23 protein-coding genes are annotated in these 21,307 nt (G+C 46.6%); 8 read left to right on the plus strand and 15 right to left on the minus strand.

The window, feature by feature from the left end; genetic code table 11:
* Positions 1–107 precede the first annotated feature (107 nt).
* Positions 108–2,555: a hypothetical protein gene (locus EE116_RS08575; RefSeq protein ID WP_122874053.1), complete on the plus strand. Its 2,448-nt coding sequence runs from the start codon at positions 108–110 to the stop codon at positions 2,553–2,555.
* Between the two features lie 722 nt (positions 2,556–3,277).
* Here EE116_RS08575 and EE116_RS08580 read toward each other — a convergent pair.
* The 7 genes from EE116_RS08580 to EE116_RS08615 form a co-directional block, all read right to left on the minus strand.
* Positions 3,278–3,643 carry a nitrous oxide-stimulated promoter family protein gene (locus EE116_RS08580; protein ID WP_122874054.1) on the minus strand — a complete coding sequence of 122 codons (366 nt, stop codon included), beginning with the start codon at positions 3,641–3,643 and terminating at the stop codon, positions 3,278–3,280.
* 46 nt (positions 3,644–3,689) lie between these two features.
* Positions 3,690–4,409 (minus strand): 3-deoxy-manno-octulosonate cytidylyltransferase, encoded by a 720-nt coding sequence (gene kdsB, locus EE116_RS08585; RefSeq protein WP_122874055.1) that lies wholly within the window; start codon positions 4,407–4,409, stop codon positions 3,690–3,692.
* On the minus strand, positions 4,406–5,866 hold the full coding sequence (gene thrC, locus EE116_RS08590) for a threonine synthase (protein ID WP_122874056.1): 1,461 nt from the start codon (positions 5,864–5,866) through the stop codon (positions 4,406–4,408). The genes kdsB and thrC overlap by 4 nt, the downstream gene beginning before the upstream one ends.
* The gene (gene cutA, locus EE116_RS08595) at positions 5,863–6,165 is read right to left on the minus strand and encodes a divalent-cation tolerance protein CutA (RefSeq protein ID WP_122874057.1); all 303 of its coding nucleotides are present in this window, start codon (positions 6,163–6,165) and stop codon (positions 5,863–5,865) included. The genes thrC and cutA overlap by 4 nt, the downstream gene beginning before the upstream one ends.
* Positions 6,166–6,191: 26 nt before the next feature.
* On the minus strand, positions 6,192–7,106 hold the full coding sequence (locus tag EE116_RS08600) for a tetraacyldisaccharide 4'-kinase (protein ID WP_122874058.1): 915 nt from the start codon (positions 7,104–7,106) through the stop codon (positions 6,192–6,194).
* Positions 7,099–8,235, minus strand: coding sequence for a DegT/DnrJ/EryC1/StrS family aminotransferase (locus tag EE116_RS08605; protein WP_122874059.1), 1,137 nt, complete (start codon positions 8,233–8,235; stop codon positions 7,099–7,101). The genes EE116_RS08600 and EE116_RS08605 overlap by 8 nt, the downstream gene beginning before the upstream one ends.
* A 253-nt stretch (positions 8,236–8,488) precedes the next feature.
* A complete protein-coding gene (locus EE116_RS08615) occupies positions 8,489–9,244 on the minus strand; it encodes an NAD+ synthase (protein ID WP_122874061.1) in 756 nt (251 codons plus the stop codon).
* Positions 9,245–9,361: 117 nt separating this feature from the next.
* Between EE116_RS08615 and EE116_RS08620 the strand changes: the two genes are divergently transcribed.
* Positions 9,362–9,985 carry an MBL fold metallo-hydrolase gene (locus EE116_RS08620; RefSeq protein WP_122874062.1) on the plus strand — a complete coding sequence of 208 codons (624 nt, stop codon included), beginning with the start codon at positions 9,362–9,364 and terminating at the stop codon, positions 9,983–9,985.
* A gap of 92 nt (positions 9,986–10,077) precedes the next feature.
* Positions 10,078–10,200 carry a hypothetical protein gene (locus EE116_RS13065; RefSeq protein ID WP_277418949.1) on the plus strand — a complete coding sequence of 41 codons (123 nt, stop codon included), beginning with the start codon at positions 10,078–10,080 and terminating at the stop codon, positions 10,198–10,200.
* 6 nt (positions 10,201–10,206) lie between these two features.
* Here EE116_RS13065 and EE116_RS08625 read toward each other — a convergent pair whose 3' ends face one another.
* Genes EE116_RS08625 through EE116_RS08655 form a run of 7 tightly spaced genes read right to left on the minus strand, consistent with a single transcriptional unit; the run spans position 10,207 to position 15,764 of the window.
* Positions 10,207–10,743, minus strand: a complete 537-nt coding sequence (locus EE116_RS08625; protein ID WP_122874063.1) for a PaaI family thioesterase — start codon at positions 10,741–10,743, stop codon at positions 10,207–10,209.
* Between the two features lie 11 nt (positions 10,744–10,754).
* The gene (gene cmoB, locus EE116_RS08630; protein WP_122874064.1) at positions 10,755–11,660 is read right to left on the minus strand and encodes a tRNA 5-methoxyuridine(34)/uridine 5-oxyacetic acid(34) synthase CmoB; all 906 of its coding nucleotides are present in this window, start codon (positions 11,658–11,660) and stop codon (positions 10,755–10,757) included.
* Positions 11,660–11,839, minus strand: a complete 180-nt coding sequence (locus EE116_RS08635; RefSeq protein ID WP_122874065.1) for a hypothetical protein — start codon at positions 11,837–11,839, stop codon at positions 11,660–11,662. The genes cmoB and EE116_RS08635 overlap by 1 nt, the downstream gene beginning before the upstream one ends.
* Positions 11,836–12,063 carry a hypothetical protein gene (locus EE116_RS08640; RefSeq protein ID WP_122874066.1) on the minus strand — a complete coding sequence of 76 codons (228 nt, stop codon included), beginning with the start codon at positions 12,061–12,063 and terminating at the stop codon, positions 11,836–11,838. The genes EE116_RS08635 and EE116_RS08640 overlap by 4 nt, the downstream gene beginning before the upstream one ends.
* 3 nt (positions 12,064–12,066) lie before the next feature.
* The gene (locus EE116_RS08645) at positions 12,067–13,185 is read right to left on the minus strand and encodes a DHH family phosphoesterase (RefSeq protein ID WP_122874067.1); all 1,119 of its coding nucleotides are present in this window, start codon (positions 13,183–13,185) and stop codon (positions 12,067–12,069) included.
* 8 nt (positions 13,186–13,193) lie between these two features.
* The gene (flhA, locus tag EE116_RS08650) at positions 13,194–15,356 is read right to left on the minus strand and encodes a flagellar biosynthesis protein FlhA (protein WP_122874068.1); all 2,163 of its coding nucleotides are present in this window, start codon (positions 15,354–15,356) and stop codon (positions 13,194–13,196) included.
* 3 nt (positions 15,357–15,359) lie between these two features.
* Positions 15,360–15,764 (minus strand): RrF2 family transcriptional regulator, encoded by a 405-nt coding sequence (locus tag EE116_RS08655; RefSeq protein ID WP_002946513.1) that lies wholly within the window; start codon positions 15,762–15,764, stop codon positions 15,360–15,362.
* A 144-nt stretch (positions 15,765–15,908) separates the two neighbouring features.
* On the opposite strand from EE116_RS08655, the gene rpsO reads away from it, so the two are divergent.
* From rpsO to EE116_RS08680, 5 genes are all read left to right on the plus strand, one after another.
* Entirely contained in the window at positions 15,909–16,181 is a 273-nt protein-coding gene (gene rpsO / locus EE116_RS08660) for a 30S ribosomal protein S15 (RefSeq protein ID WP_002952011.1), read from the plus strand.
* 301 nt (positions 16,182–16,482) lie between these two features.
* A complete protein-coding gene (locus EE116_RS08665) occupies positions 16,483–17,262 on the plus strand; it encodes an HrcA family transcriptional regulator (RefSeq protein WP_122874470.1) in 780 nt (259 codons plus the stop codon).
* Positions 17,259–17,786 (plus strand): nucleotide exchange factor GrpE, encoded by a 528-nt coding sequence (gene grpE, locus EE116_RS08670; RefSeq protein ID WP_122874069.1) that lies wholly within the window; start codon positions 17,259–17,261, stop codon positions 17,784–17,786. Before EE116_RS08665 ends, grpE begins: the two co-directional genes overlap by 4 nt.
* 31 nt (positions 17,787–17,817) lie before the next feature.
* Complete coding sequence (gene dnaK, locus EE116_RS08675) at positions 17,818–19,695, plus strand: molecular chaperone DnaK (RefSeq protein WP_122874070.1); 1,878 nt, start codon at positions 17,818–17,820, stop codon at positions 19,693–19,695.
* Between the two features lie 276 nt (positions 19,696–19,971).
* A complete protein-coding gene (locus EE116_RS08680) occupies positions 19,972–20,403 on the plus strand; it encodes a trehalose-6-phosphate synthase (protein WP_122874071.1) in 432 nt (143 codons plus the stop codon).
* Positions 20,404–20,512: 109 nt separating this feature from the next.
* Here the strand turns inward: EE116_RS08680 and EE116_RS08685 are convergent, their stop codons facing one another.
* Positions 20,513–21,271, minus strand: a complete 759-nt coding sequence (locus EE116_RS08685; RefSeq protein WP_163028049.1) for a flagellin — start codon at positions 21,269–21,271, stop codon at positions 20,513–20,515.
* Positions 21,272–21,307 lie beyond the last annotated feature (36 nt).

Raw genomic sequence — 21,307 nt, forward strand, 5'->3', positions numbered from 1 at the left:
CTTTCAATAGTACGTACTATTTGTAGCTAAAGCTACATAGTCCGCATTTTCCGCCCCGCAAGGGAGCGAAAAATGAAAGAAAACCCCCGAAAAAAGGAGCTATAAAAATGACCCGAAAAATAAGAGATAACGGCGCGGAAGCAAGCATTCATTTCAAGAAAGCCGAGCAGATAGCATTTTTTCACAATTCTAGGGAAGCTTTTTTGCCCGAAACCAGCCACGAAGAATTGCGCGCAAAAAACGAGTGCGACAAAACCGCCGAAGAAGCACGCCAAATGTTTGAGGAATTAAGCGCAAAAGCCGACGAAAATTTTTTAAAAAACACGGGTCGGCGAACGAATATGAAAGCGTCCAACAAACTCTGGGAAAGCGCCCTGAACCTGCGCGAACGCCACACGCTCGAAGACGTCCAAAGATTGAACGCAAGAATACAAGAAATTACGGGATTCATTCCGATTCAAACCGCGATTCACCGCGACGAAGGGCACACGGACGAAAAAACGGGCGACTTCATTCAGAACGTGCACGCCCAAACCACGTGGCTTACGCAAAATCCCGAGACGGGCAAGTCAATGGCCTACTTGTTGTTTGGGCGGAAAGACATCTATCGCCAAATACAAGACATAGTCGCGGAAGAACTCGGTATGACACGCGGAAAACCGGTCGAAATCACGGGGGCGCGGCACTTTAAAAATATGCGCGATTATAAACAAATGAAACGTTCGGAAGCAAAAATTAACAAAGAGTGGGAAGCCAAACTAGAGGCAAATAACAAAGCGTGGCAAGAAAAACAAGCCGAGTGGGAACGCAAGCAAGCCGAACGCGAGGCGCGCCGCGAGGAGTGGGAGCGCCGAATGCCCGAGTTTATGGAAGCTAGGGAGCGTAGGGCAAAATTTATGAGCGACAAAATAGACTGGGAGCAAATTAGAGAATCGGGGAGATATCGCCTAGCGTTTATTCAAATGGGAAATGATATTGCAGGTTGGCCTAACCCGCAAGGAAATTTCTTGTTAGAAGCCCAAAAAGACGCGATTCGCTCGATTTTTTATATTTTTGGGAGCGTAACGCAACTCGCCGTATTCATTGCTAAAAAAACGTGGGAAAACGACGAGAAAATTAAAAACGAGGTCGATATATTTAAAGTCCGAGAAAATTTAAACCGCGCCGTCGCGATAATTGCGAACGACTGCGGCCAAAACCCTAGCGAACTTCAAGACAAAATTTACAGAATCTTAAAGCAAATCCCGGAGCATAAACAACACGAGCTTTTCGATTACGCGATACAGCACGCGCCGAACGCCGAAATACGCGAGGACATTAAAGCGCTCATTGAGGGGCGATTTTCAGATATAGCAAAGAGCGCCGCCGCGCAAAAAAGAATCGAAAATCGCGACCTGCGCCAAGCCCTGCGCGAATACGCGGAAGAAGCCCGCAAAATCCGCGACGAGCTAAAGGCGATGGACGAAGAAAACAGAATCCTGAACTTAGCGGAACGCGCCCTACTCCGCGAAAAAGGCGCAAATCGAAGCGAATACGCCGAGCAGGAAGCAGATAACAAAGCCCGCCTAGAGGAGCTAAAAACGCTTAGACAGCAAGTAAAAGACCTAAATAACGACATATTAAACGCCAAAAAACAATCCGAGCTAGACAAAGAAAAAATAGCCGAGCAAGCCGCGCAAATCAAAGAGCTAAACGAAAAAATCGAGGAGTTGACGGACAAAAACGCCAAAAAACAAAAGGAGCTAGAGCGCGAGCTAGAGCAAGAAAAAACAGCTAGAAAAACGGCGGAAATCATCACGCCTAAACAGCTTGACGTAGCCCTAGAGCAAATAAACGAACTCGAACAAAAACTAAAGCAGCGCGAAGAGCAAAAGCCCGAGGACGCATTCAGCATTATTGACGACATCGAGGGAAAATTGAAACAGCCCGAGCCTATCCGCGAAGAGCCTAAAATCGAGCCTCTCAAGCGTAGTGACGGTAGCGAGCAAAGCGAAGCTAAACCTAAACCCGAAGAGCCTAAACCCGAGCCCGAGCCGATAGCGAAAAAAGACGACAATCTAAACATATACGGCTACGCGAGGCCGCAAGTCGAGCCGCGCCGCAGATTTGACGACTACGAACCGCGCCGCCCGCGCGAGCCCGACCGCCCGAAATATGTCGAGCCCGAGCCTGAACCCGAGCCTATTTTCCGCGACCCGTGGACGAAAATCGAAAACGACTTGGAGCGATGGAAAAAAGCAGATAGCGAAGTGGATAAAAAAATGCTAAGTCTCCAAATACTTCAAAATATCGAAAAATACGAAAAAAGTGGCGTGCCGCCGCACAGACAATTAACGCTAGACGCCTATGTCCAAACCCTACGCCCGAACCTCGCCGCCGACGCTGAAGAAATCCGCAAAATCCGCGAACGCGAGCTAGAACGCAAACGCCAAGCAGAACGCGAAACTTCACAAAAGTTTGAGGACGTAAAGGCGAAAAACGTCAAGCAAGAAGCGGACGCGAGGCAAATGAGGCTAAAAAAGAAAAAAGAAGACTACGAAATGGGAATGATTTGACGTTTTTAAAACCTGCGCGCGACCCTAAATTTAGGGCTTCGCGCGGGTTTTTGTCGCGCTTCTTAATAAGTGATGAATATATACGCGCATACGCGTGCGCGCGAAGTATACTATACAAACTAACCAGCGGTAGCCCCCGCACGCCAAAAACGTGAGTCGGGCGGGGGAGGAGGTGTAGCGAACGGGGGAGGGCTTGCCCGCCCCCACCGCTACCCTGCGGAGCATAGACTATACCCCCACCATAAAAAACAAAAGCTATCAGGGATTCTAAAGATATTGGCTGCTAGGTATTCAAAAGATAAAAGCGGTTAGATATTCAAGAAATAAAAGCGGTTAGGTATCCCCAACCTTTTCATACATACCCTTTAAAATTTTCAAAATCAAGCCGCAAAAATACGACAAAAATCAAAAATTTACCAAAAAATTCTCTTAAGAATTACCCTATTTTCAAAAAAATTAGATATAATTCCAAACAAGACGATATTAGAGATTGCGAATAGTCGCGGAAAGCCGTTTGGGTTTATTTCCTTTCAGGGTAACCACTTAATCTCCAAACTAATTAAAGCCTGTTAAACACTTATTGACTTTAGCAAATTTACACTGCATACCAGCTAAAATTCAAAATTTCGAGTTATTCTGTGTTAATTTTAAAATAGCATCGAAGCTATGTTTGGTCAAATCATTTACCAAATTTGGATTTAACCATGCTATTTTAGCGAGCCCTACTCTGCCGTTTTTGAAAACGTAAATATCTTTTTTAGTTTTACAAGGCCGAGCTTCACGCCGCTATATCTCATTATCTTTGCCATCTGAGTCCATCTAGGCTTTTCGTAGCACGGATGCGGGCACTTGCGGCAGCTCGGCTTGATATCGTGCGAACAGGCCAAAAGACGCTCGTGAGCGTAGAAAAACAGCTGCTCGCACTCGGTGCAAAGCTGCGTATGGACGCTATGATTTAGGTTTTCGCCCTTGTAAATTAGCTCCAAATTTATCTGTTGCTTCGGCTCTAGCGCGTGTTTATCAGCGCAGTAAATCTGCAAAAATTTCGCCATAGTCGTAACCTGCTCGGTAAATTTCTCATTCGTCATGCATTTTCCCTTTGGGCAAATTTACCAAATTTCGGCGCTAGCGGCGTTAATTTACCTCAATTCCGAATTTCGCTCGCGCCCTTTGCAGATCCTCCTCGCAGTCGATACCGATGCTGTCGCTTTGCACTTCGAGCATGAGGATTTTTTCGCCGTTTGATAGAGCGCGCAGTTGCTCGAGCTTTTCGGTATTTTCGAGCGTCGAAGGCGCAAAGGAGCAAAATCTTTTCAAATTTGCCGCGCTATAGCCGTAGATGCCCAGATGCGCCTTGTATGCGTCAAACGCAGCGCGGTCAAACGGGATGCGCGAGCGCGAAAAATATAGCGCATAGCCCGCGTCGTCTGTCACTACTTTGACCAGGTTTTTATCGTCCGCTAGCTCGCTGCCCACAAATTTAAAACACGAAAACATAAACGCTCTCTCCGCGTTTTTCTCGCAAAATTCTCTAAATTTGACGATATTTTCAGGCTCGATAAAGGGCTCATCGGCCTGCACGTTTATGATGATTTCGCTATCTTTGACGCCGAGTATTTCCGCAGCTTCGTTGATACGGTCGGTTCCGCTTTGATGCGCCTGGCTCGTCATCACGGCTTTAAAGCCGAATTTTTGCGCGATTTGCGCTATGCCCTCGTCGTCTGCGGCGATCACGACTTCGTCCGCCGCACTCACCTTGCGCGCCGTAGCGACAAACATCGGCACGCCGTTTATCTCGCGTAAAATTTTATTAGGCATTCGCGTCGAAGCTAGCCTTGCAGGGATGATAATCATCGCTCGATCCAGGCTAAAATTTTAGCCTCTATATCACTCTTTGCGGCGATTTCGTTATGCACGGCGGCTTTTGCAAATAGCGATCTTATCGCGCCGGGCACTTCGTCGTTAAACTCCGCCGCCAAGGCCTCAAGCCCGCTTTTTTCATCTTTTAGAGTTTCGTTTTTTAGTGCTTTAAACATACTCGGAGCAAATTTAACCCAGTGCGCGGTAGAGGTTATCACGGCCGGGCGCGTTAAATTTACCGCCGCTTTAAAGCAAGTAGCCGTGTGCGGATCGACTGCGACGCCTTTTGCCGCCCACTCTTTTATAAATTTCTCGCACTCCTCGTCGCTGCAAAAATCAGCGTCAAAGTCCTCTTTTAGCGCGCCAAGCTCGCCGCTTGAAAGCTCGTAAAAGCCATCGCTAGCAAGGTTGTCCATCAGCTCTTTGGTTCGCACGGCACCAAATTTATCAAAAAGCAGCCTCTCGACGTTTGAAGAAACGAGGATATCCATCGCAGGGCTGATCGTCTTAACCAGGCTTTTGCCGCGCAGATCGTATCGCCCCAGCGTAAAAAACTCGGTCAGGATGTTATTTGCGTTTGAGACGATTTTGATTTTGCCGATTTTCGTGCCCATTTTTTTAGCGTAGTATGCGCCTAGGGCGTTGCCGAAGTTGCCGCTAGGCACGATGATGTCAAACTCGCCTTTTAGCGCGCCCGTTTTTAGCAGATAGACGTGGGCGTAAATGTGATAGATGATCTGAAATAAAATTCGGCCGAAATTTACCGAATTCGCCGCCGAGAGCGAGAGTCCGGCCGCGCTTAGACGCTCTTTAAATTTCTCGCTAGCTAGCAGGCTTTTTAGCGCGCGCTGCGCATCGTCGAAGTTACCCTCGATGCCGATTACTTTGAGGTTTGCAGCGTCTGCGTTTATCATTTGCAGGCGCTGTACCTCGCTAGTGCCGTCTTTTGGGTAGAGGCAGACGACTTTGACGCCGGGTGCATCCGCGAAAGTCTCTAGCGTCGCAGGTCCCGTGTCGCCGCTGGTGGCGCACATTATAAGGTATTTTTCACCTCTTTTTGCTGCTAGCTCGCTAAGTAGCGCGCCAAAAGGCTGCAGCGCCATATCCTTAAACGCGCGCGTAGGCCCGTGATAAAGCTCGTTTACGTAGAGGCTTTCGCCGATTTTTTGCACCTGCACGGGATTTTGCGGATCATCAAATCTCTCGTACCGCTTCACCGCCCTCTCAAACATCGCCGTGTCCGCGTCAAATCCAAATTTCTCTATGACTTTTAGCGCGATTTGTGCGTAGGTTAAATTTACCGCCTCAGCAAAGAAATTTGCGTCCAGCTGCGGCAGCTCCGCCGGTGCGTAAAGCCCGCTGTGAGCGGAGCTAGGGCTTAGTAGCGCCTGGCTAAATTCCACGCTTTTTAGGCTCTCGCCCGCACTCGCTCTAGTTTGAAATAACTTCATTTACTTTCCTTTTTTATCCATTTTTTGTATTTTTTGCTAGCTTTGTCCGCCTTAAAAGCTACAATCTCTGGCAGATCATAGTCGTGATGTTTCTTTATAAATTTAGCGACTTTTTTAAATTTAACCGCGGTTTTTATGAGTAAGACCCGCTCCTTTTCATCCTTTATCTCTCCGCCCCAAAAATAAACGCTATTTGCCTTAAAAATGCTAACGCAAGCGGCAAATTTAGCTTTTACGAGCTTTTTGGCTAGAGTTTTAGCCGCGTCCTTATCGGCGCAAGAAGTTAGTATGAATTTCATTAAAGCGTCCTAAAATTTTTAGGAGATTATAGAATTTTCTCTTTGATAATTCGTTTAAATTTATCCGCCAACGTCGTTTTTAGCGCGATGACAGAGAGAGGCAAGACAAACCCCTCCATCTTTACGGCATCTTTTCGCGTGACCAAAAGCGAGGTCGCACCGTAGCGAGCTAGGATTTCTACCAGCTCGTCCCACGAAAACGCGTAGTGATCGGGATAAATCTCGCGCCCCATACAAAGGCCAAAATAAGGCTCCAGGCGCTGCGGATTTGCGATAGCGGTGACCAAAACCATCTTTGGCGTCGGATTTAAAATTTCGCTCTCGCGAGTAAAATCCTCGCCCTCTTTTACGACGTAGTCGGCTTTGGCGTAAAATTTGCTCGGGTAGCGATACGCGCCGCTAGGCAGGACGAAATCAAAATAAGGCTTTGAGGATGGGCGTATTAGGACGTTAAATTTTTTGATGTGAAATTTGCCGAAGCCATCATCGAGCAACACATACTTTGCGCCTAAATTTAGGGCTTCTTTTATTGCGATATCGCGGTTTTCGCTCACGATGACGTTTGCGTTTTTCACGCTTTTTGCGTACTCCATCGCCTCGTCGCCGCTAGTTTTTACATCGGTTAAAATTTCTCCCGAGATCGCGACCTTAACGAGTCCGCTTGAAGCTCTGCCGTAGCCTCGCAAAATAACGCAACCGCCGTCAAATTCGTTTAAGATAGCAATACCAAGCGGCGTCTTTCCGCTGCCGCCTAGGGTTAAATTCCCGATACTAATAATAGGGATACCAAAATCTAAAGCTTTGCTAAATTTGGCCTTTAAAATCACGCCCGCGCAGTAAAGCGCGCTCAATGGCAAAAGCGCTATGGCTAGGCACTTTTGCCACAAATTCGGAGCGTAAAAATACTCCTGCGCGAAAGTGTAAATTTTCCTTTTAAACACGCGTTTTGGCTATCTCTCGAACGCTCTCGCAGATATAGGCGACCTCTTCGTCGCTAAGCGCATTATAAACGGGCAGCGAAAGCACCTGCTGATATGTTTTTAGCGCATTCGGGAATGAATTTACCTTAAGCCCGTATTTACTTTTATAGTAGCTTAAAAGGTGCATAGGCTTGTAGTGAAGCGCCGTATGGATACCGCGCTCTAGCAGCTCTTTAGCGAACCCGTCGCGATTTTTATCGATCTTGATGATGTACTGGATATAGACGTGATCGCGCTTTTTGATCGGTAGCGAGACGTGCGGGCAGTCTGCGAGCTCTTTATCGTAGATAGCGGCGATCTGTCTGCGTCGCGCGATAAATTTATCCGTTTTTTCAAACTGAGCCACCGCATACGCCGCGCAAAGTCCGGTCAGATCGTACTTCACGCCGATATCAACGACGTCATAGACATAGCCTAGGTTACCGTCTTTATCTATGCCGCCATTCACGATCGCGTGGTTTCGCAGCAACCTAGCGCGCTCGGCGACCGCGTCGTCGTCGGTCAGCATAAAGCCGGCCGTCGCGATCGGGTTAGTTAGCTGCGAATGCACGTTAAAACAAGAGATGAGCGAGCGGCTATCGGAGCCGATTTGAACTCCGTTATAGGTTAAACCGATGGACTTGCCGGCGTCGTCGAGCACCTTTACATCGTACTCCTGCGCGATAGCGTAAATTTCGTCCATATCAGAAGCCTGTCCCGCGACGTGGTTTACGAATATACCTTTTAACTTTTTGTGATTATGCACTTTTAGCGTGTTTCGCAGCGACTCGGCATTCATGTTAAAGTCGTCTTCGTTGATGTCGACGAATATCGGTTCGGCGTCAAAGTGCCTGATCGCCTGCGCCACGCTCGGAGTAGAGTTTACCGAGCAGATGATCTTGTCGCCGCGTTTTAGATCCATCGAACAAAGCGCCAAATGGTGAGCGGCGCTGTTGTTATTGGTCGTAACGGCGTGTTTTACGCCAAAATACTCCCTAAGCTCAGCCTCCAACCTCTCCACGATCACCGAACCGTGGTCTTTTAGAGCCTCTTTGATGAGCGTAATCTCGGCCTCGTCGATAGTGGGTCTATAAAACGCTATCTCTTCCATTGCGCCTCCTTGTTTTTTTATTTTTATCTTACCTTCTGCGTTTCTTTTTTGTTTTTAAATTTATTTTGCCACCAAATTTACGGCAGTTTTATCTATTTTTACTTTCAGAAAAATCATCGCAACTTTGCCGTTAAATTTACCGTATCTCAAAACCGAGTAGATTTGACGCCTAACCAGCCGTCAAATTTTACCGTTTTTATTCGCAAAACCTCATCTAAATTTAGCGTCCAAGCCGTAAATTTAGCTCAAATTTTTACTCGCCGTCCAGGCTAGCAATCGGCGGCTGCGAGAGTTTAAATTTATTTGCTCTCATCCTTGAAAATACAGTCGCGACGAGCCTTGGGTCAAATTCGCTCGCCAGCTCGGCCTTGCCTTTACTCTGCGCCAGACGCAAAACCTCGTCTAGCCGCTCATAGCTGTAGCCTATATCGGCTTCATCGCTTTGTCCTTCCCAAAGGTCGGCGGACGGGGCTTTTACGATGATTTTTTCATCGATACCTAGTTCGCGCGCCAGCTCGTAAATTTCAGTCTTAAAGAGCTCGCCGATCGGATTTAGCGCGCACGCCATGTCGCCGTAGATCGTACCGTATCCAAGAAGGCGCTCGCTTTTGTTACTCGTGCCGACCACTAGCGCATTTACCTTTGCCGAATAATCATAAAGCAAGCACATTCTCGCCCTTGCGCTTAGATTTCCCATGCGCAAATTTGACAGCGGCTCGCCGATTTGCGCGGTAAAGCTATCCAAAATCGGCTGGATTTCGATGATTTTATGCGTTATTTTTAGATCTTCGCAAAGCTTTAACGCGTCGCTTAAATTTCGCTCGTTTGAGTACTTCGTCGGCATCAAAAGCGCATGCGTTTCAAAGCCCGTGCGCGCGCAAAGAGCGGCTACGACGGCAGAGTCTAGACCGCCGCTAACACCCAAAACAAAACCCTTTGCGCCGCTTTTTTGGAGGTAGCTCGCTAAAAACTCGGTTAGCTTCAGGCTGATTTGCGAATAATTTTTCATAACGATTATCACCGATAAATTTAATTTCTAAAATATTATACAATTTTTTTATAAAATTTAACTTTTAAGCTTAAAAATATACAATTTATTTTAATTAAATTTTATAAAAGGACAAATGTGAAAATTTTTTCAAAACCATGCGGAGATTATCAAACAAACTGCTACGTAGTATCCAAAAACGGGCGCGAGATTATCATTGATCCAGGTCAAGATTCATATGACTTTGTCGTAAAAAATTCACACGCACCACTCACTATTATAAACACTCACGGACACTCCGATCACGTTCTTGACAATGTTAGCTTAAAAAATTTTTTTAATGTTCCGATTTACATCCACAAAGACGACAATTTCATGCTTCATGACGATCTTTGGAATGCGGGACAGCAGCTGATGTATGATGCGATCTGCGTAGGCGGAGCGAAATTTGAGGACGTTAAATTTAACATAGAGGACTTTGAGATCGAGTTTATGCACTTTCCTGGACATACGCCGGGATGCTGTATGGTGCGCGTGGACGAAGTTATCTTTAGCGGAGATTTTTTATTTAGAGGCTCGATCGGGCGTTATGATTTTCCGTTTTCAAACGCCGAGGATATGCGCCAAAGCTTGCTAAAATGTAAAAATTTGCAAGGAGATTTTATATTGTATCCAGGCCATGGCAACAAAACGACGCTAAAAGCCGAGCGAGCAAATTTGGACTTTTGGATAAATATGATCGGTAGAGAGATGAGATTTTAAGGTAAAATTTGAGCTTTTAAGATTTTTAAAAAAACCGCGCCAAATTTAAAGCAGTCTAGTCAAACAAAACGGCAAATTTGACGGCGGCGAATTTGGCGTTAAATTTATGCAGGTTTTGCCAAAATGCCGCCGAAAATGACGGCATAAAAATCAAATTTAAAAGAAAGGGCGGCGTCAAATTTTACTGCGCCGTCCAAAAATTTCATCAAATTTGACTAATTTTACGCGTTTTGTTTCGCCTCTTCTTTACGTTTTTCTTCGTTTCGTCTTTGCGCGGCTTGTTTTTGCAGGTTGGTTTTGTAAATTTTAAAGATATGATCCTCTAAAATCACGACCTGAAAAGTCCCCTCAAACACCTTTATATCGTTTGTTTTGCCCGTCACTCGCACCTCGCGTTTTTTGCTCTCGTTAAAGTGCGAGCGCGCGTCGAATTCGATCGCTTCGTTTAGCTTGGTCGGGGCAAAAAAATGTATCTTAGCCCCGATAACGACGCTGAAAGTCTCATTGACCGCCGCCATCGCCGCGTAGCTAGCCGCAGAGAAAACAAACCCGCTATGTATAAGCCCCTCGCTATCGGCGACCATATCGCCAGTGGCGAAAAAACGCGTTTTGGCGTGATTTGGCTCGAGCTGCGTCACGGCGCCGCTAAGGCCGATTTTTATATTCGGCGAGGTTTTTAGCTCGTTGCGAAACGGATTTTCGTCCTCGGGTAGTACGACCCCGTCGCTACTGTTGTCGTCATAGATATTTTCGTCCATTTTTAACCTTTTTATACGCTTAGTTTTAGATAGACCCGTTTTGGCGCGGGATAGCCCTCGACCGTGCGCGCCTGATCTGCGGGATCTAGAAAATCGCCCAAGCTCTGCCCCAAGATCCACTCTGTTTTTCGCTGCTCATGCGCGTCCGTAGGCTTTGCGGCTAAAATTTGCGCGTCTTTAAAATTCGCCCTCTCGCACCAGTTTAAAAGCGCGCTAATAGTCGGCACAAAGTAGATATTTGGTATCTTTGAGTATGTATTTTTCGGGCTCAGGGCAAAATCACCATCCATATCAAGATACATCGTGTCCAAAAAGAGCTCACCGCCCGCATTTAGCGCGCCTTTTAGCTCTTTTAGCGTACGCACGGGATCGCTTCTGTGATAGAGCACGCCCAGGCAAAATAGCGCGTCAAATTTGACGCCGTAGTGCGGCAGATGTTCGACGCCCAGCAGCTCGTACTCTATACCCGAGCGCGCGAAAGCGTCGATAAATTTAAACTGCAAAAAGCTCATCACGCCAGGATCAAAGCCGATCAGCTTTTTTGGACGCTTTGGCAGCATGCGAAAGAGATAGTAGCCGTTGTTACAACCGATATCGCCCACGACCTTGTCCGCTAGATCCATGTGCGGCGCGAGTAGGTTAAATTTGACAAAACTCCTCCACTCGCTGTCGATAAAGATATCGTCTATCTTAAAGGGTCCCTTGCGCCACGAGCGTAAATTTAGCGCCGTTTGTAGCGTCTCTTCACGCTCCGCTGGGGTTAAATTTGCGCTTATTTCGACTATATCGTCAAATTTAAGCCCAAATTCGCGCTCTTTAAATTTAACCGCCAGCTCCTCTATCTCACGCATCAAGGGCGCATATGTTTTGCCCGCCAACTCCCTAGCCTTCGCCGCTCTAGCCGCTTCTAAGCTCATCACTCCGTCCAGTCGATGATGTTTTTAGGGCACTCTTTGTGATAGACGCCTGTCGCGTCGTAGTACTCCTTGCACTCGTTATAGTACTTCGTCGTCACGCCGCGGTCGTTTAAAAACACGCAACCGCCCAGTATCGCCGCCAGAGCCGATAAAAGTAAAATTTGCGCTAGAGTTTTCATTTGAAAAATTTAGCGTGCTTTTTCTTCATGTATTCGACGACTTCGAACACCTCGTCCACGCCCTCGGCGCCCGAGTTTTCCAGCGCGTCGTCGATGCACTCGATGTAGGTCTCTGCGGCGTCCTCGAGCCTATCTTTTTTCACGCCGGCATAATACAGCATCGCCTCCAGCATCATCGAAAGCTCGTAGCTTAGCTCGTCTACGGTAGGTTCTATTTCTTTCATTTTCTATCCTTGTAAAATCGTTTTTTTGGTTATTAGGTCGGTTATCTGTGCTTTTACGTTTTCATAGCTAAAGCTATCCTTAAAGCCCGCAAAAAGCCCGCCGCTAGCATTCACGTGTCCGCCGCCTCCGACTAAAATTTTAGCCATCTGGCTTACGTCCGCCTTGCCGTTAGCGCGAAAACTCAGCGTCTTTTTGCTCGTAACGTCGATGAAAAAATCAATATCTGGGTTAGCGACTAAAAAGTCGTTGCCGATAACCGAGGTGTTGCCAATATTGTAGGTCAAAATGCCGTTAAGATCGTTATATTTTATGCTAAATTTCTCTTTTTCCTCGCTTAGTTTTTTTACGACAAAGGCTGAGATCAGGTTGCTTAGCGTATCGTTTTTATCCTCTTTGAAAAAATCCTTTTTAAACCCGAAAATCGCCTCATCAAGCCCGACATAGTCGTCTCCAGCGTCAAAAAACTCCCGCGCACGCTCGATAAGATAAAAAAGATAGCGCGAATTTTCAGCCTCAAACATCGTTTTATTTATCTCTTTTGCGTTTGCGACGAGTCCGAGTCCGACCTTGCCCATCTCAAAATTTACGTCGTCTTTTAGCCAGATATCGACCGCATTTACGATGTTGCTAAAGTGATTTAGGCTAGCATCGACCCCGTAAATTTTAGCGAAAAAATCATGCGTGATCTTAGTCGCGCACCTTGAGCTATCTAAACAATACCAACTAAATTTGCTCGCGCACTCGGCTCCGCTTTGGTGGTGATCGAGGAGTAAAATTTTAGCGTTTTTATTTACGAGCGCTTTTTCGTAGGCTTCGCACTGCTCCACAGTTAAATTTAGATCCGTTATCAGGATAAGCGCTTTTTCGTCGTTTTTAGCCGCTTCGCTCTCGCCGTGATTTTCGGGAGCGTTTTGCTGGCTCTCGTTTTGCTCGCCGCTTAAATTTGACTGCGCCTTGGCTACGCTTTTATCCGAAATTTGAGCCAAAATTTGATCAAATTTCTCGTCGATCTCCTTGCCGTAGTTTGAGTTATAAAATTTAACGTTTTTAAAATAGTGATTCGTTATTACCTGCGCGCCGTATCCGTCCAGATCGGTGTGCGAAAGGTGGTGGATGGTCATTTTATTCCTTACAAATTTGATATTTCTATCGTGCCTAGCGTCTCAAATGGCGTATTTGCCGCGACTTCGGCAAAGCTAAGCACCGTGATATCTATGGCGAAATTCGCGCAGATATCGGCGATAAATTTACGCAAGCTAGGCTCCACGCAAAGTATCATCGAGCCGTACTCCGAGATCGGCCGCTTCGCCCTAGCCTCGCGCAGAGCCTGCACGATCGCCGACGTCTGCGAGACGTTTATCATCAGGTGATACGCGCCGTCTTTATACTGCACGGCGTCGATCAGCTTTTGCTGCGCGGCGGGCTCCATCACGTAGAAATTTAGTCGCCCGCCCTCATCGACGTAAAGCGAAGTGATAGCTCGAGCAAGCGCGGTGCGGACGTGCTCTACGATCATATCGAGGTTCTTGCTAACCTCGGCGATGTCGCTTAGAGCCTCCAGGATGCTTAGCATATCTTTTATCGGGATGTGGTCTTTTAATAGCGCTTTTAGCACCTTTTGGATCACTCCGATAGGCGCGATGCGTAGCGTATCCTCGACGATTACGGGGTATTCCGATTTTAGCTTGTCGAGCAAATTTTGCGTCTCTTGGCGAGTTAGGAGCTCGGCGGCGTTTTGCTTTATCAGCTCGCTCATGTGCGTGGAGATGACGCTCGCGGGATCTACGATCGTGTAGCCGCTTAGTATCGCGTCCTCCTTCACGCTCGCATCGATCCATAGCGCGTCTAGGCCAAACGCCGGCTCTTTAGTCGGGATGCCTTCGATGTTGTCGCTAACTAGCCCGCTATCCATCGCGAGAAATTTATCCGCGTAAATTTCGCCCTGCCCGATCACGACGCCTTTTAGCTTAAAGCGGTATTCGTTTGGCGGTAGTTGGAGGTTGTCGCGGATGCGGATCTTTGGCATCAAAAAACCAAGCTGTGCCGCGATATTTCGGCGCATCGCTCGTATGCGCTCGATGAGATCTGTTTCGGCGATCTTTAGCAAGCCGTAACCCAGATCAAGCTCTAAAATTTCAAGCTTTAAGATATCGTTTATCTTAGCTTCCTCTTCGCGGGCGATCTCTTCTTCGCTTTTTTTAGGGGGTTTTGGTGCGGCCTGCCCCTCTTCTTCGCCTTGGGTAGAGCTTGCGCTTTGGGCCTTGGCGGTCAAATTTATCTTGCCCTCTTTTACCTCTTTCATTATATAGCCCATACTTAAAAATAGAAGCGAGATAAAGCCCAGAGATAGCGTCGGTAGCCCCGGAACTAGAGCAAAGATAAATAGTATAAAGCCGACTATCAAAAGCGTTTTGTATTCGCCCAGCAGCTGCGTTAGCGAGCCTTCGGCGAAATTTTCATCGTCCTTGCTAGCGCGCGTGATGATGATCGCCGTAGCCGTCGACGTGATGAGGCCCGGAATCTGGCTCACTAGACCGTCGCCGATCGTTAGGATCGTGTAGTTTTGCGCCGAGGTAGCCATATCTAGGCCGTACTGAAACGAGCCGATGAGAAAGCCGCCGACGATGTTTATGATCGTGATGATGATGCCAGCGACTGCGTCGCCTTTTATAAATTTAGACGAACCGTCCATCGCACCGTAGAAATTCGCCTCGCCGATGATAGCTTCGCGGCGCTCTCTGGCGGTCTTTTCATCGATTAGACCGGCGTTTAGGTCGGCATCTATCGCCATTTGTTTACCAGGCATCGCATCGAGCGTAAATCTCGCCTGCACCTCGCTCACGCGCGTCGAGCCCTTGGTAACGACCATGAAATTTATAAGAACTAGGATCGTAAAGACGATCACGCCGATGACGTAATTGCCGCCTACGACGAACTGCCCAAAGCTTGAGACGATCTCGCTTACAGCATCTGGACCGTTGTGTCCTTCGCTCAAAATCATACGCGTGGTGGCTATGTTTAGCGAGAGTCTAAAAAGCGTGATGATGAGAATAAGTGTCGGAAAGGTGCTAAGGTCGGTCGGCTTTGGCACATAAACGGCGATCAGGATGATAAGCACCGAGATAGAGATGGAAAGCGCAAGAAAAAAGTCCAAAACCGCGCTAGGAAGCGGTACGATGATGATCGCTAGGATGGCGATTATGACGCCGACGATCGTGAGCCCCTTAAACCTTACGATAGGCTCTAAAAACGGTGCAACCAGAGTTAGGATATTGCGCTTTTGTTTTGCCAAAATTTACTTCTTGATTATATTTGCTAGCGTAATTGTATCTAAAAAATCGTCGATTTTAGACTGAAGCGCGCTAAACATCGGCCAAATTTGACACATTCCGCCCTTACTAGAGGCACAGCTATCAGCCGAGATCGAGCACTCAAATACCGCCATTTTACGCTTTTCTGCGCTTTCGATTATTCTTTTTATACTGATTTCTTCAGGCTTTTGCGCGAGCATAAATCCGCCGTTTGCGCCCTTAAACGAAACCAAAATGCCTTCTCTAGCCAAATTTTGCAAAATTTTAGCCAAAAAGCTTTTTGATATCTCAAGCTCGCCCGACATCGTATCGACGTCTGACGGAGCGTCTTTTTGCGCTATGTAAATCAGTGAAAGCAGCGCGTATTCGCTTGCTTTTGTCAAAAGCATAAATTCCCCTTAAATTTTTTGCGGATATTTTATTAAATTTTATCTGCAAATTTGATTAAATCAATATTTTTTAAAACAGGCGCCGCATTTTTTGATTTTTATGATATAATCGCCTTTTTTAATCTCACCAATCAGGAGGTCATTATGGCTTTGGATTCGGCTAAAAAAGCAGAAATTGTTGCGAAATTCGCTAGAAAAGAAAAAGATACTGGTTCTCCGGAAGTTCAGATCGCATTGCTAACAGCAAGAGTCGAGGAGCTAACCGAGCACCTAAAAATCTACAAAAAAGATCACTCGTCTCGCCTCGGACTACTTAAAATAGTCGGCCGCAGAAAACGCTTGATGAAATATCTAAAAGCCAAAGATTACGCAGCTTACACAAAAGTTATCGCTGAGCTAAACCTCAGAGATAAATAATCCTAAGCCCCAAATTCGGGGCTTTTCATTCAAATTTTACTCTTTTACTCGTTTAAAAATTTAACACGTCAATTTTTAGATTCATAAAATTTCTAGCAATAAAATCAAATTTACTATACTCTTACATTAAATTTATTCAATTTTTCCCGCGCGCCACTCATCACACCCAATTTTTACCTTTCTAACCTTGAGCTAACTACGCTAAAGTTATCTAAATAAATTTTTTTAACTCTACCCCTTGACAATTATCCGCTCAATGTTGTATAATGCGCCTAGCAATTTAAAGGAGAGAGTGCTAAATATGATAAAGGTGAGCAAGCGAGATCTGATACTTGATTCTATCATTCAAGCTTATCTTAGCGACAATGCTCCGATCGGATCTAGCGAGCTTGGTTCGCGCATGGCGATGTCGATCCCGGCCTCTACGATCAGGGTTTATTTTAAAAAGCTCTCCGACGAGGGCGCGATTACGCAGTTTCACGTTAGCGGCGGCAGGATACCGACGGCTGCGACGATGAGGGGTTATTGGCGAGCTAGGTTAAATTTTGGCGAGACGCTAGATATCGCAAATCCAAGCCTACTAAAGTTGCTAAGCGATAAATTTGAAATTTACGCTATGGTTTTTGAAAGCAAAGCCCAAACGCTAAACGAGGTCTTAAATTTAAACAATAGATTTTTGATTTTGAGCTTTGGCGAGGACGAGATCGCGCTCAAATTTAACTCGAAGGTAGAGAAATTTTTGAGCAATCTCATCGGCATAGACCTGGGCAGACTCGAGCTTACCTGTATGCAGGTGGGTCTAAACGAGCTAAGAAACAAGATAGCCGAGCTAAAGCGCACTAAAATTCGCTTTTTAGAAAACGAAAGGGTTGCGCTTGAAATTTTCGGAGAGAGTTTTAAAAACGCGCTAAGCCCTAGCTTTGAGATGGTTTTTGATTCGAATTTAGTCTTTTTCAGCGAGAACTATCTAGGCATGAAACTAGACGTAAATTTTGAGGGTAAAGAGGCTAAAATGCTTTGCGCGGGCAGTATTTATAATGATTATGAAAGATTTTTAAACAACCTAAAGGAGGCGGCATGAACGAGAATGAAAATGTAGAGCTTGAGCAGCAAATCCCGTCAAATTTCGACGAGAGCATCAGCTTTGAGGGTCTAGACGCGAAGTACGTCGAGCTTCAAAAGCAGCTCGAGGAGCTAACGGATAAGTATTATAGAGCCAACGCGGACTTTGAAAACATCAAAAAGCGTTTTGAAAAGGAAAAAACAGACATCGCGACGTATGCAAACGAGAAATTCGCGCGAGATCTGCTTCCGGTGATAGATGCGCTTGAGATGGCGGTAAATTTTGAAACCGAAGGCGATGAATACGCGGCAAAAATCAAAGAAGGAATTTATATAACGATAGATCAGTTTAAAAAGTGTTTTGAAAAAAACGGTATCACGCCGATCGAAACCGAGGGCGAATTTGATCCGAATTTCCACAATGCAATGCTGCAAGTAGAGAGCGAAGAGGTGGAAAAAGGCAAGATCGTGCAAGTGATACAAAAAGGCTACCTCATCAACGGCAGAGTTTTACGACCTGCGATGGTATCGATAGCAAAGTAAAAAAATAAAAATTTAGTAAAAAGGATCAACAATGGCAAAAGTAATAGGCATAGACCTAGGAACGACGAATTCATGCGTAAGCGTGTATGAGCGAGGCGAGAGCAAGGTAATCCCGAACAAAGAAGGCAAAAACACGACTCCTTCGGTCGTAGCTTTCACGGATAAGGGTGAAATTTTAGTAGGCGATAGCGCAAAACGCCAAGCAGTAACCAACCCTGAAAAAACCATCTACTCTATCAAAAGAATAATGGGTCTAATGAGCAACGAGAAAAATGCGCAGGAGGCTAAAGCTAGGCTGCCGTACCACGTCGTAGATAGAAACGGCGCGTGCGCTATAGAGATCGCGGGCAAGGTCTACACTCCGCAAGAAATCTCGGCCAAAGTGCTAATGAAGCTAAAAGAGGATGCGGAAAGCTACCTGGGCGAAACCGTCGTAGACGCCGTCATTACGGTGCCTGCATACTTTAACGATAGCCAAAGAAAAGCGACTAAAGAAGCGGGAACTATCGCAGGACTAAACGTGCTTCGTATCATAAACGAGCCTACTGCGGCGGCTCTAGCCTACGGCCTAGATAAAAAAGAGTCCGAAAAGATCATGGTTTACGACCTGGGCGGCGGTACGTTTGACGTTACCGTACTAGAAACCGGCGATAACGTGGTCGAGGTTCTAGCTACCGGCGGTAACGCGTTCCTAGGCGGCGATGATTTCGATAACCGCCTAATCGACTGGCTAACGAGCGAATTTAAAAGCGACTCGGGCATCGATCTAAAAACCGACGTGATGGCTATGCAGCGCCTAAAAGAGGCGGCTGAAACGGCTAAAAAAGAGCTAAGCTCGGCTCAAGAAACGACGATAAATTTACCGTTTATTACCGCTGATGCTACGGGTCCTAAACACCTTACAAAGACGCTAACTAGGGCTAAATTTGAAGGTATGATCGAGGATCTGGTCGCTCAAACGATCACCAAGATAAACGAGGTCGTAAAAGACGCCGGCCTAAGCAAATCCGATATCAAAGAAATCGTCATGGTGGGCGGCTCGACGCGCGTGCCTTTAGTTCAAGAAGAGGTCAAAAAGGCGTTTGGCAAAGAGCTAAATAAAAGCGTAAATCCGGACGAAGTCGTAGCTATCGGCGCGGCGATCCAAGGTGCGGTCATCAAAGGCGACGTGAAGGACGTGTTGCTACTTGACGTCACTCCGCTAAGCCTAGGTATCGAGACTCTAGGCGGCGTGATGACGAAAATCATCGAAAAAGGCACGACTATCCCGGTCAAGAAAAATCAGGTATTTTCAACCGCCGAGGACAATCAAAGCGCCGTTACGATCCACGTACTACAAGGCGAGCGCGAATTTACCCGCGACAACAAGTCTTTGGGTCAGTTTAACCTAGAGGGTATCCCTGCCGCTCCTCGCGGAGTGCCGCAGATCGAGGTCGAGTTTGACATCGACGCCAACGGCATCCTAACGGTCTCTGCTAAAGACAAAGCTACAGGCAAAGCCCAAAATATAACGATCTCAGGCTCAAGCGGTCTAAGCGAAGACGAGATCAACAACATGGTCAAAGACGCCGAGCTGCACAAAGAGGACGACAAAAAACGCAAAGACGCGGTGGAGGCTCGCAACCAAGCCGACGCGCTAGCGCACCAAACGCAAAAGAGCCTTGATGAGCTAGGCGAGAAAATACCTGCCGAGGATAGAGAGCGCATCCAAAAGGCACTTGATGAGCTAAAAGAGACGCTAAAAGACGAAAACGCGAGCAAAGAGCAGATCGACGCGAAGGTCAAAACTCTAAGCGAAGCCAGCCACAAGCTAGCCGAAGCGATGTATAAAAAAGACGGTGCTGCTGGCGAGCAAGCAAACGGCGGCAAGAAAAAAGACGACGACGTCATCGACGCCGAAGTCGAGTAAAAATTTAGCCCTTGTTTCTGCGAGGGCTTTAAGCTTAAATTTAAGGTTTCGGCGTTTTTACATGCCCTTAAATTTACTCCGCCCGTTAAATTTGACGGGCGGTTTTTTATAAATCTTTAAATTCGTTATCTCAAATTTACCCAATCCAAATTTGACCCCATGTAGTTTTCATCTGCTTATTTTTATAAAATTTAGCCCTTTTTTCAGCACAATCCTTAATCAAAATCATCCGTTTAAACGACCGATTTAAATATAATCAAACAAAAAAGGTCTTAAATGTATCTATTTTTCTTGATCGTTCATATTTTGAGCGCCGTCGCCTTCGTCGGTTACGTATTTTTCGACGTTTGTATATTTCCGTTTGCAAAAAAGCACGTAGACGAAGATACCCTCGCTCGCGTCAAAAAATCCTACACCAAAGGCAGCGCAAAGGTATTCGGTACGGCGTTTTTGCTGCTGATTATTAGCGGCGCTTATATGGCGAAGGATTATTTTGGCGGAGAGAATGGATGGCTCGGTAGTCCGTTTCAAATTTTACTCGCGACCAAGATCGGCGTGCTGGGACTAATGTGCCTAATCACGGCGATATCGCTATTTTTCGTCTATAAGCTTAAAAAGCCCGATCCCTTCGGCAAATACTCGCACGTCATCGCCCTTGTTTTGTGCGTCATAATGATAATCCTAGCAAAGCTAATGTGGAGGGTTTAGGTAAATTTGACCGATTGCAATGTGCGATCAGATCGCCAAAGTCTAAATAGAAAACAAAAGAGCTTTAGCCGCCAAGGAGCGTAGCGGCTAAAGCGGTATTTAGCTAAATTTAGCCCAAAAGCCTGTTAAACTGGCTTTGCAAGCTTGCGGTATTGTGCGCTTGCGCGAGGATAGCGGCGTTTGCTTGCAGGTCGTTTTGCTTAAAAGCGCTTAGATTTTTAGCGATGTCGTTATTTTGTAGCTGCGACTCGCTTTGCCTTAGCGCGACGTTTTTGGTTAGGCTCGCGTTGATGCCCGAGATGATGCCGTTTTGCGCCGCGCCGATCTCACCTCGCAGAGCGTTTACGCTACCGATAAATTTGCTCACACTCTCGCCGTTACTCACGTCTATACCGCTAAAATCGGGCGCGTTTAAATTTACGCTCGCCGTACCGTTGCCGGTTAGGAAGCTCATCTGCCCGCCAAATACGTTTTTACCGTTAAAACTCGCCTGCTGCGTGCTCTCACTCATCGTGCCCACTAGAGCGTCCGCCTCGCTTTTTATCATCTTTTGCTGATCGGCGTTTAGGATGCCGCCGTTATATCTCACCGATAGCTCGCCGATGCGGTCGGCGCTTTGAGTGATATTTGCTAGCGTGGAGTCTGCGATCTGTAGGATGCCGATGGCGTCGTTTGCGTTTGCGACGCCCTGCTCTAGCGTGGAGCTTTGAGAGCGAAGCGAATCTGCGATAGCCAGATTTGCGCTGTCGATGCCGCTTAGAGCGCGCTGTGCGGAGATGTTATTTAGGGCTTTTGCGCTGTTGTTTTGAGCTTGTTCTAGGTACTGATTGCTTAGGCTTGAGTTTGCGGAAAAATTTCCCAGTTTCATTTGCACTCCTTTTAAATTTGACCCGATTTTAGCGAA

Origin of the sequence: Campylobacter showae, assembly GCF_900573985.1 — a bacterium.
Lineage (GTDB): Bacteria > Campylobacterota > Campylobacteria > Campylobacterales > Campylobacteraceae > Campylobacter_A > Campylobacter_A showae_E.

Bases quoted from the DNA above. Each gene is read 5' to 3' on its own strand.
- EE116_RS08575 (WP_122874053.1), top strand. From the start codon at position 108: ATGACCCGAAAAATAAGAGATAACGGCGCGGAAGCAAGCATTCATTTC.
- kdsB (WP_122874055.1), bottom strand. From the start codon at position 4,409: ATGATTATCATCCCTGCAAGGCTAGCTTCGACGCGAATGCCTAATAAA.
- dnaK (WP_122874070.1), top strand. From the start codon at position 17,818: ATGGCAAAAGTAATAGGCATAGACCTAGGAACGACGAATTCATGCGTA.
- cmoB (WP_122874064.1), bottom strand. From the start codon at position 11,660: ATGAGCTTAGAAGCGGCTAGAGCGGCGAAGGCTAGGGAGTTGGCGGGC.
- EE116_RS08645 (WP_122874067.1), bottom strand. From the start codon at position 13,185: ATGACCATCCACCACCTTTCGCACACCGATCTGGACGGATACGGCGCG.
- EE116_RS08685 (WP_163028049.1), bottom strand. From the start codon at position 21,271: ATGAAACTGGGAAATTTTTCCGCAAACTCAAGCCTAAGCAATCAGTAC.
- cutA (WP_122874057.1), bottom strand. From the start codon at position 6,165: ATGAAATTCATACTAACTTCTTGCGCCGATAAGGACGCGGCTAAAACT.
- EE116_RS08635 (WP_122874065.1), bottom strand. From the start codon at position 11,839: ATGAAAACTCTAGCGCAAATTTTACTTTTATCGGCTCTGGCGGCGATA.
- EE116_RS08605 (WP_122874059.1), bottom strand. From the start codon at position 8,235: ATGGAAGAGATAGCGTTTTATAGACCCACTATCGACGAGGCCGAGATT.
- EE116_RS08580 (WP_122874054.1), bottom strand. From the start codon at position 3,643: ATGACGAATGAGAAATTTACCGAGCAGGTTACGACTATGGCGAAATTT.
- EE116_RS08665 (WP_122874470.1), top strand. From the start codon at position 16,483: ATGATAAAGGTGAGCAAGCGAGATCTGATACTTGATTCTATCATTCAA.
- rpsO (WP_002952011.1), top strand. From the start codon at position 15,909: ATGGCTTTGGATTCGGCTAAAAAAGCAGAAATTGTTGCGAAATTCGCT.
- EE116_RS08680 (WP_122874071.1), top strand. From the start codon at position 19,972: ATGTATCTATTTTTCTTGATCGTTCATATTTTGAGCGCCGTCGCCTTC.
- EE116_RS08640 (WP_122874066.1), bottom strand. From the start codon at position 12,063: ATGAAAGAAATAGAACCTACCGTAGACGAGCTAAGCTACGAGCTTTCG.
- EE116_RS08615 (WP_122874061.1), bottom strand. From the start codon at position 9,244: ATGAAAAATTATTCGCAAATCAGCCTGAAGCTAACCGAGTTTTTAGCG.
- thrC (WP_122874056.1), bottom strand. From the start codon at position 5,866: ATGAAGTTATTTCAAACTAGAGCGAGTGCGGGCGAGAGCCTAAAAAGC.
- EE116_RS08625 (WP_122874063.1), bottom strand. From the start codon at position 10,743: ATGGACGAAAATATCTATGACGACAACAGTAGCGACGGGGTCGTACTA.
- EE116_RS08655 (WP_002946513.1), bottom strand. From the start codon at position 15,764: ATGCTTTTGACAAAAGCAAGCGAATACGCGCTGCTTTCACTGATTTAC.
- grpE (WP_122874069.1), top strand. From the start codon at position 17,259: ATGAACGAGAATGAAAATGTAGAGCTTGAGCAGCAAATCCCGTCAAAT.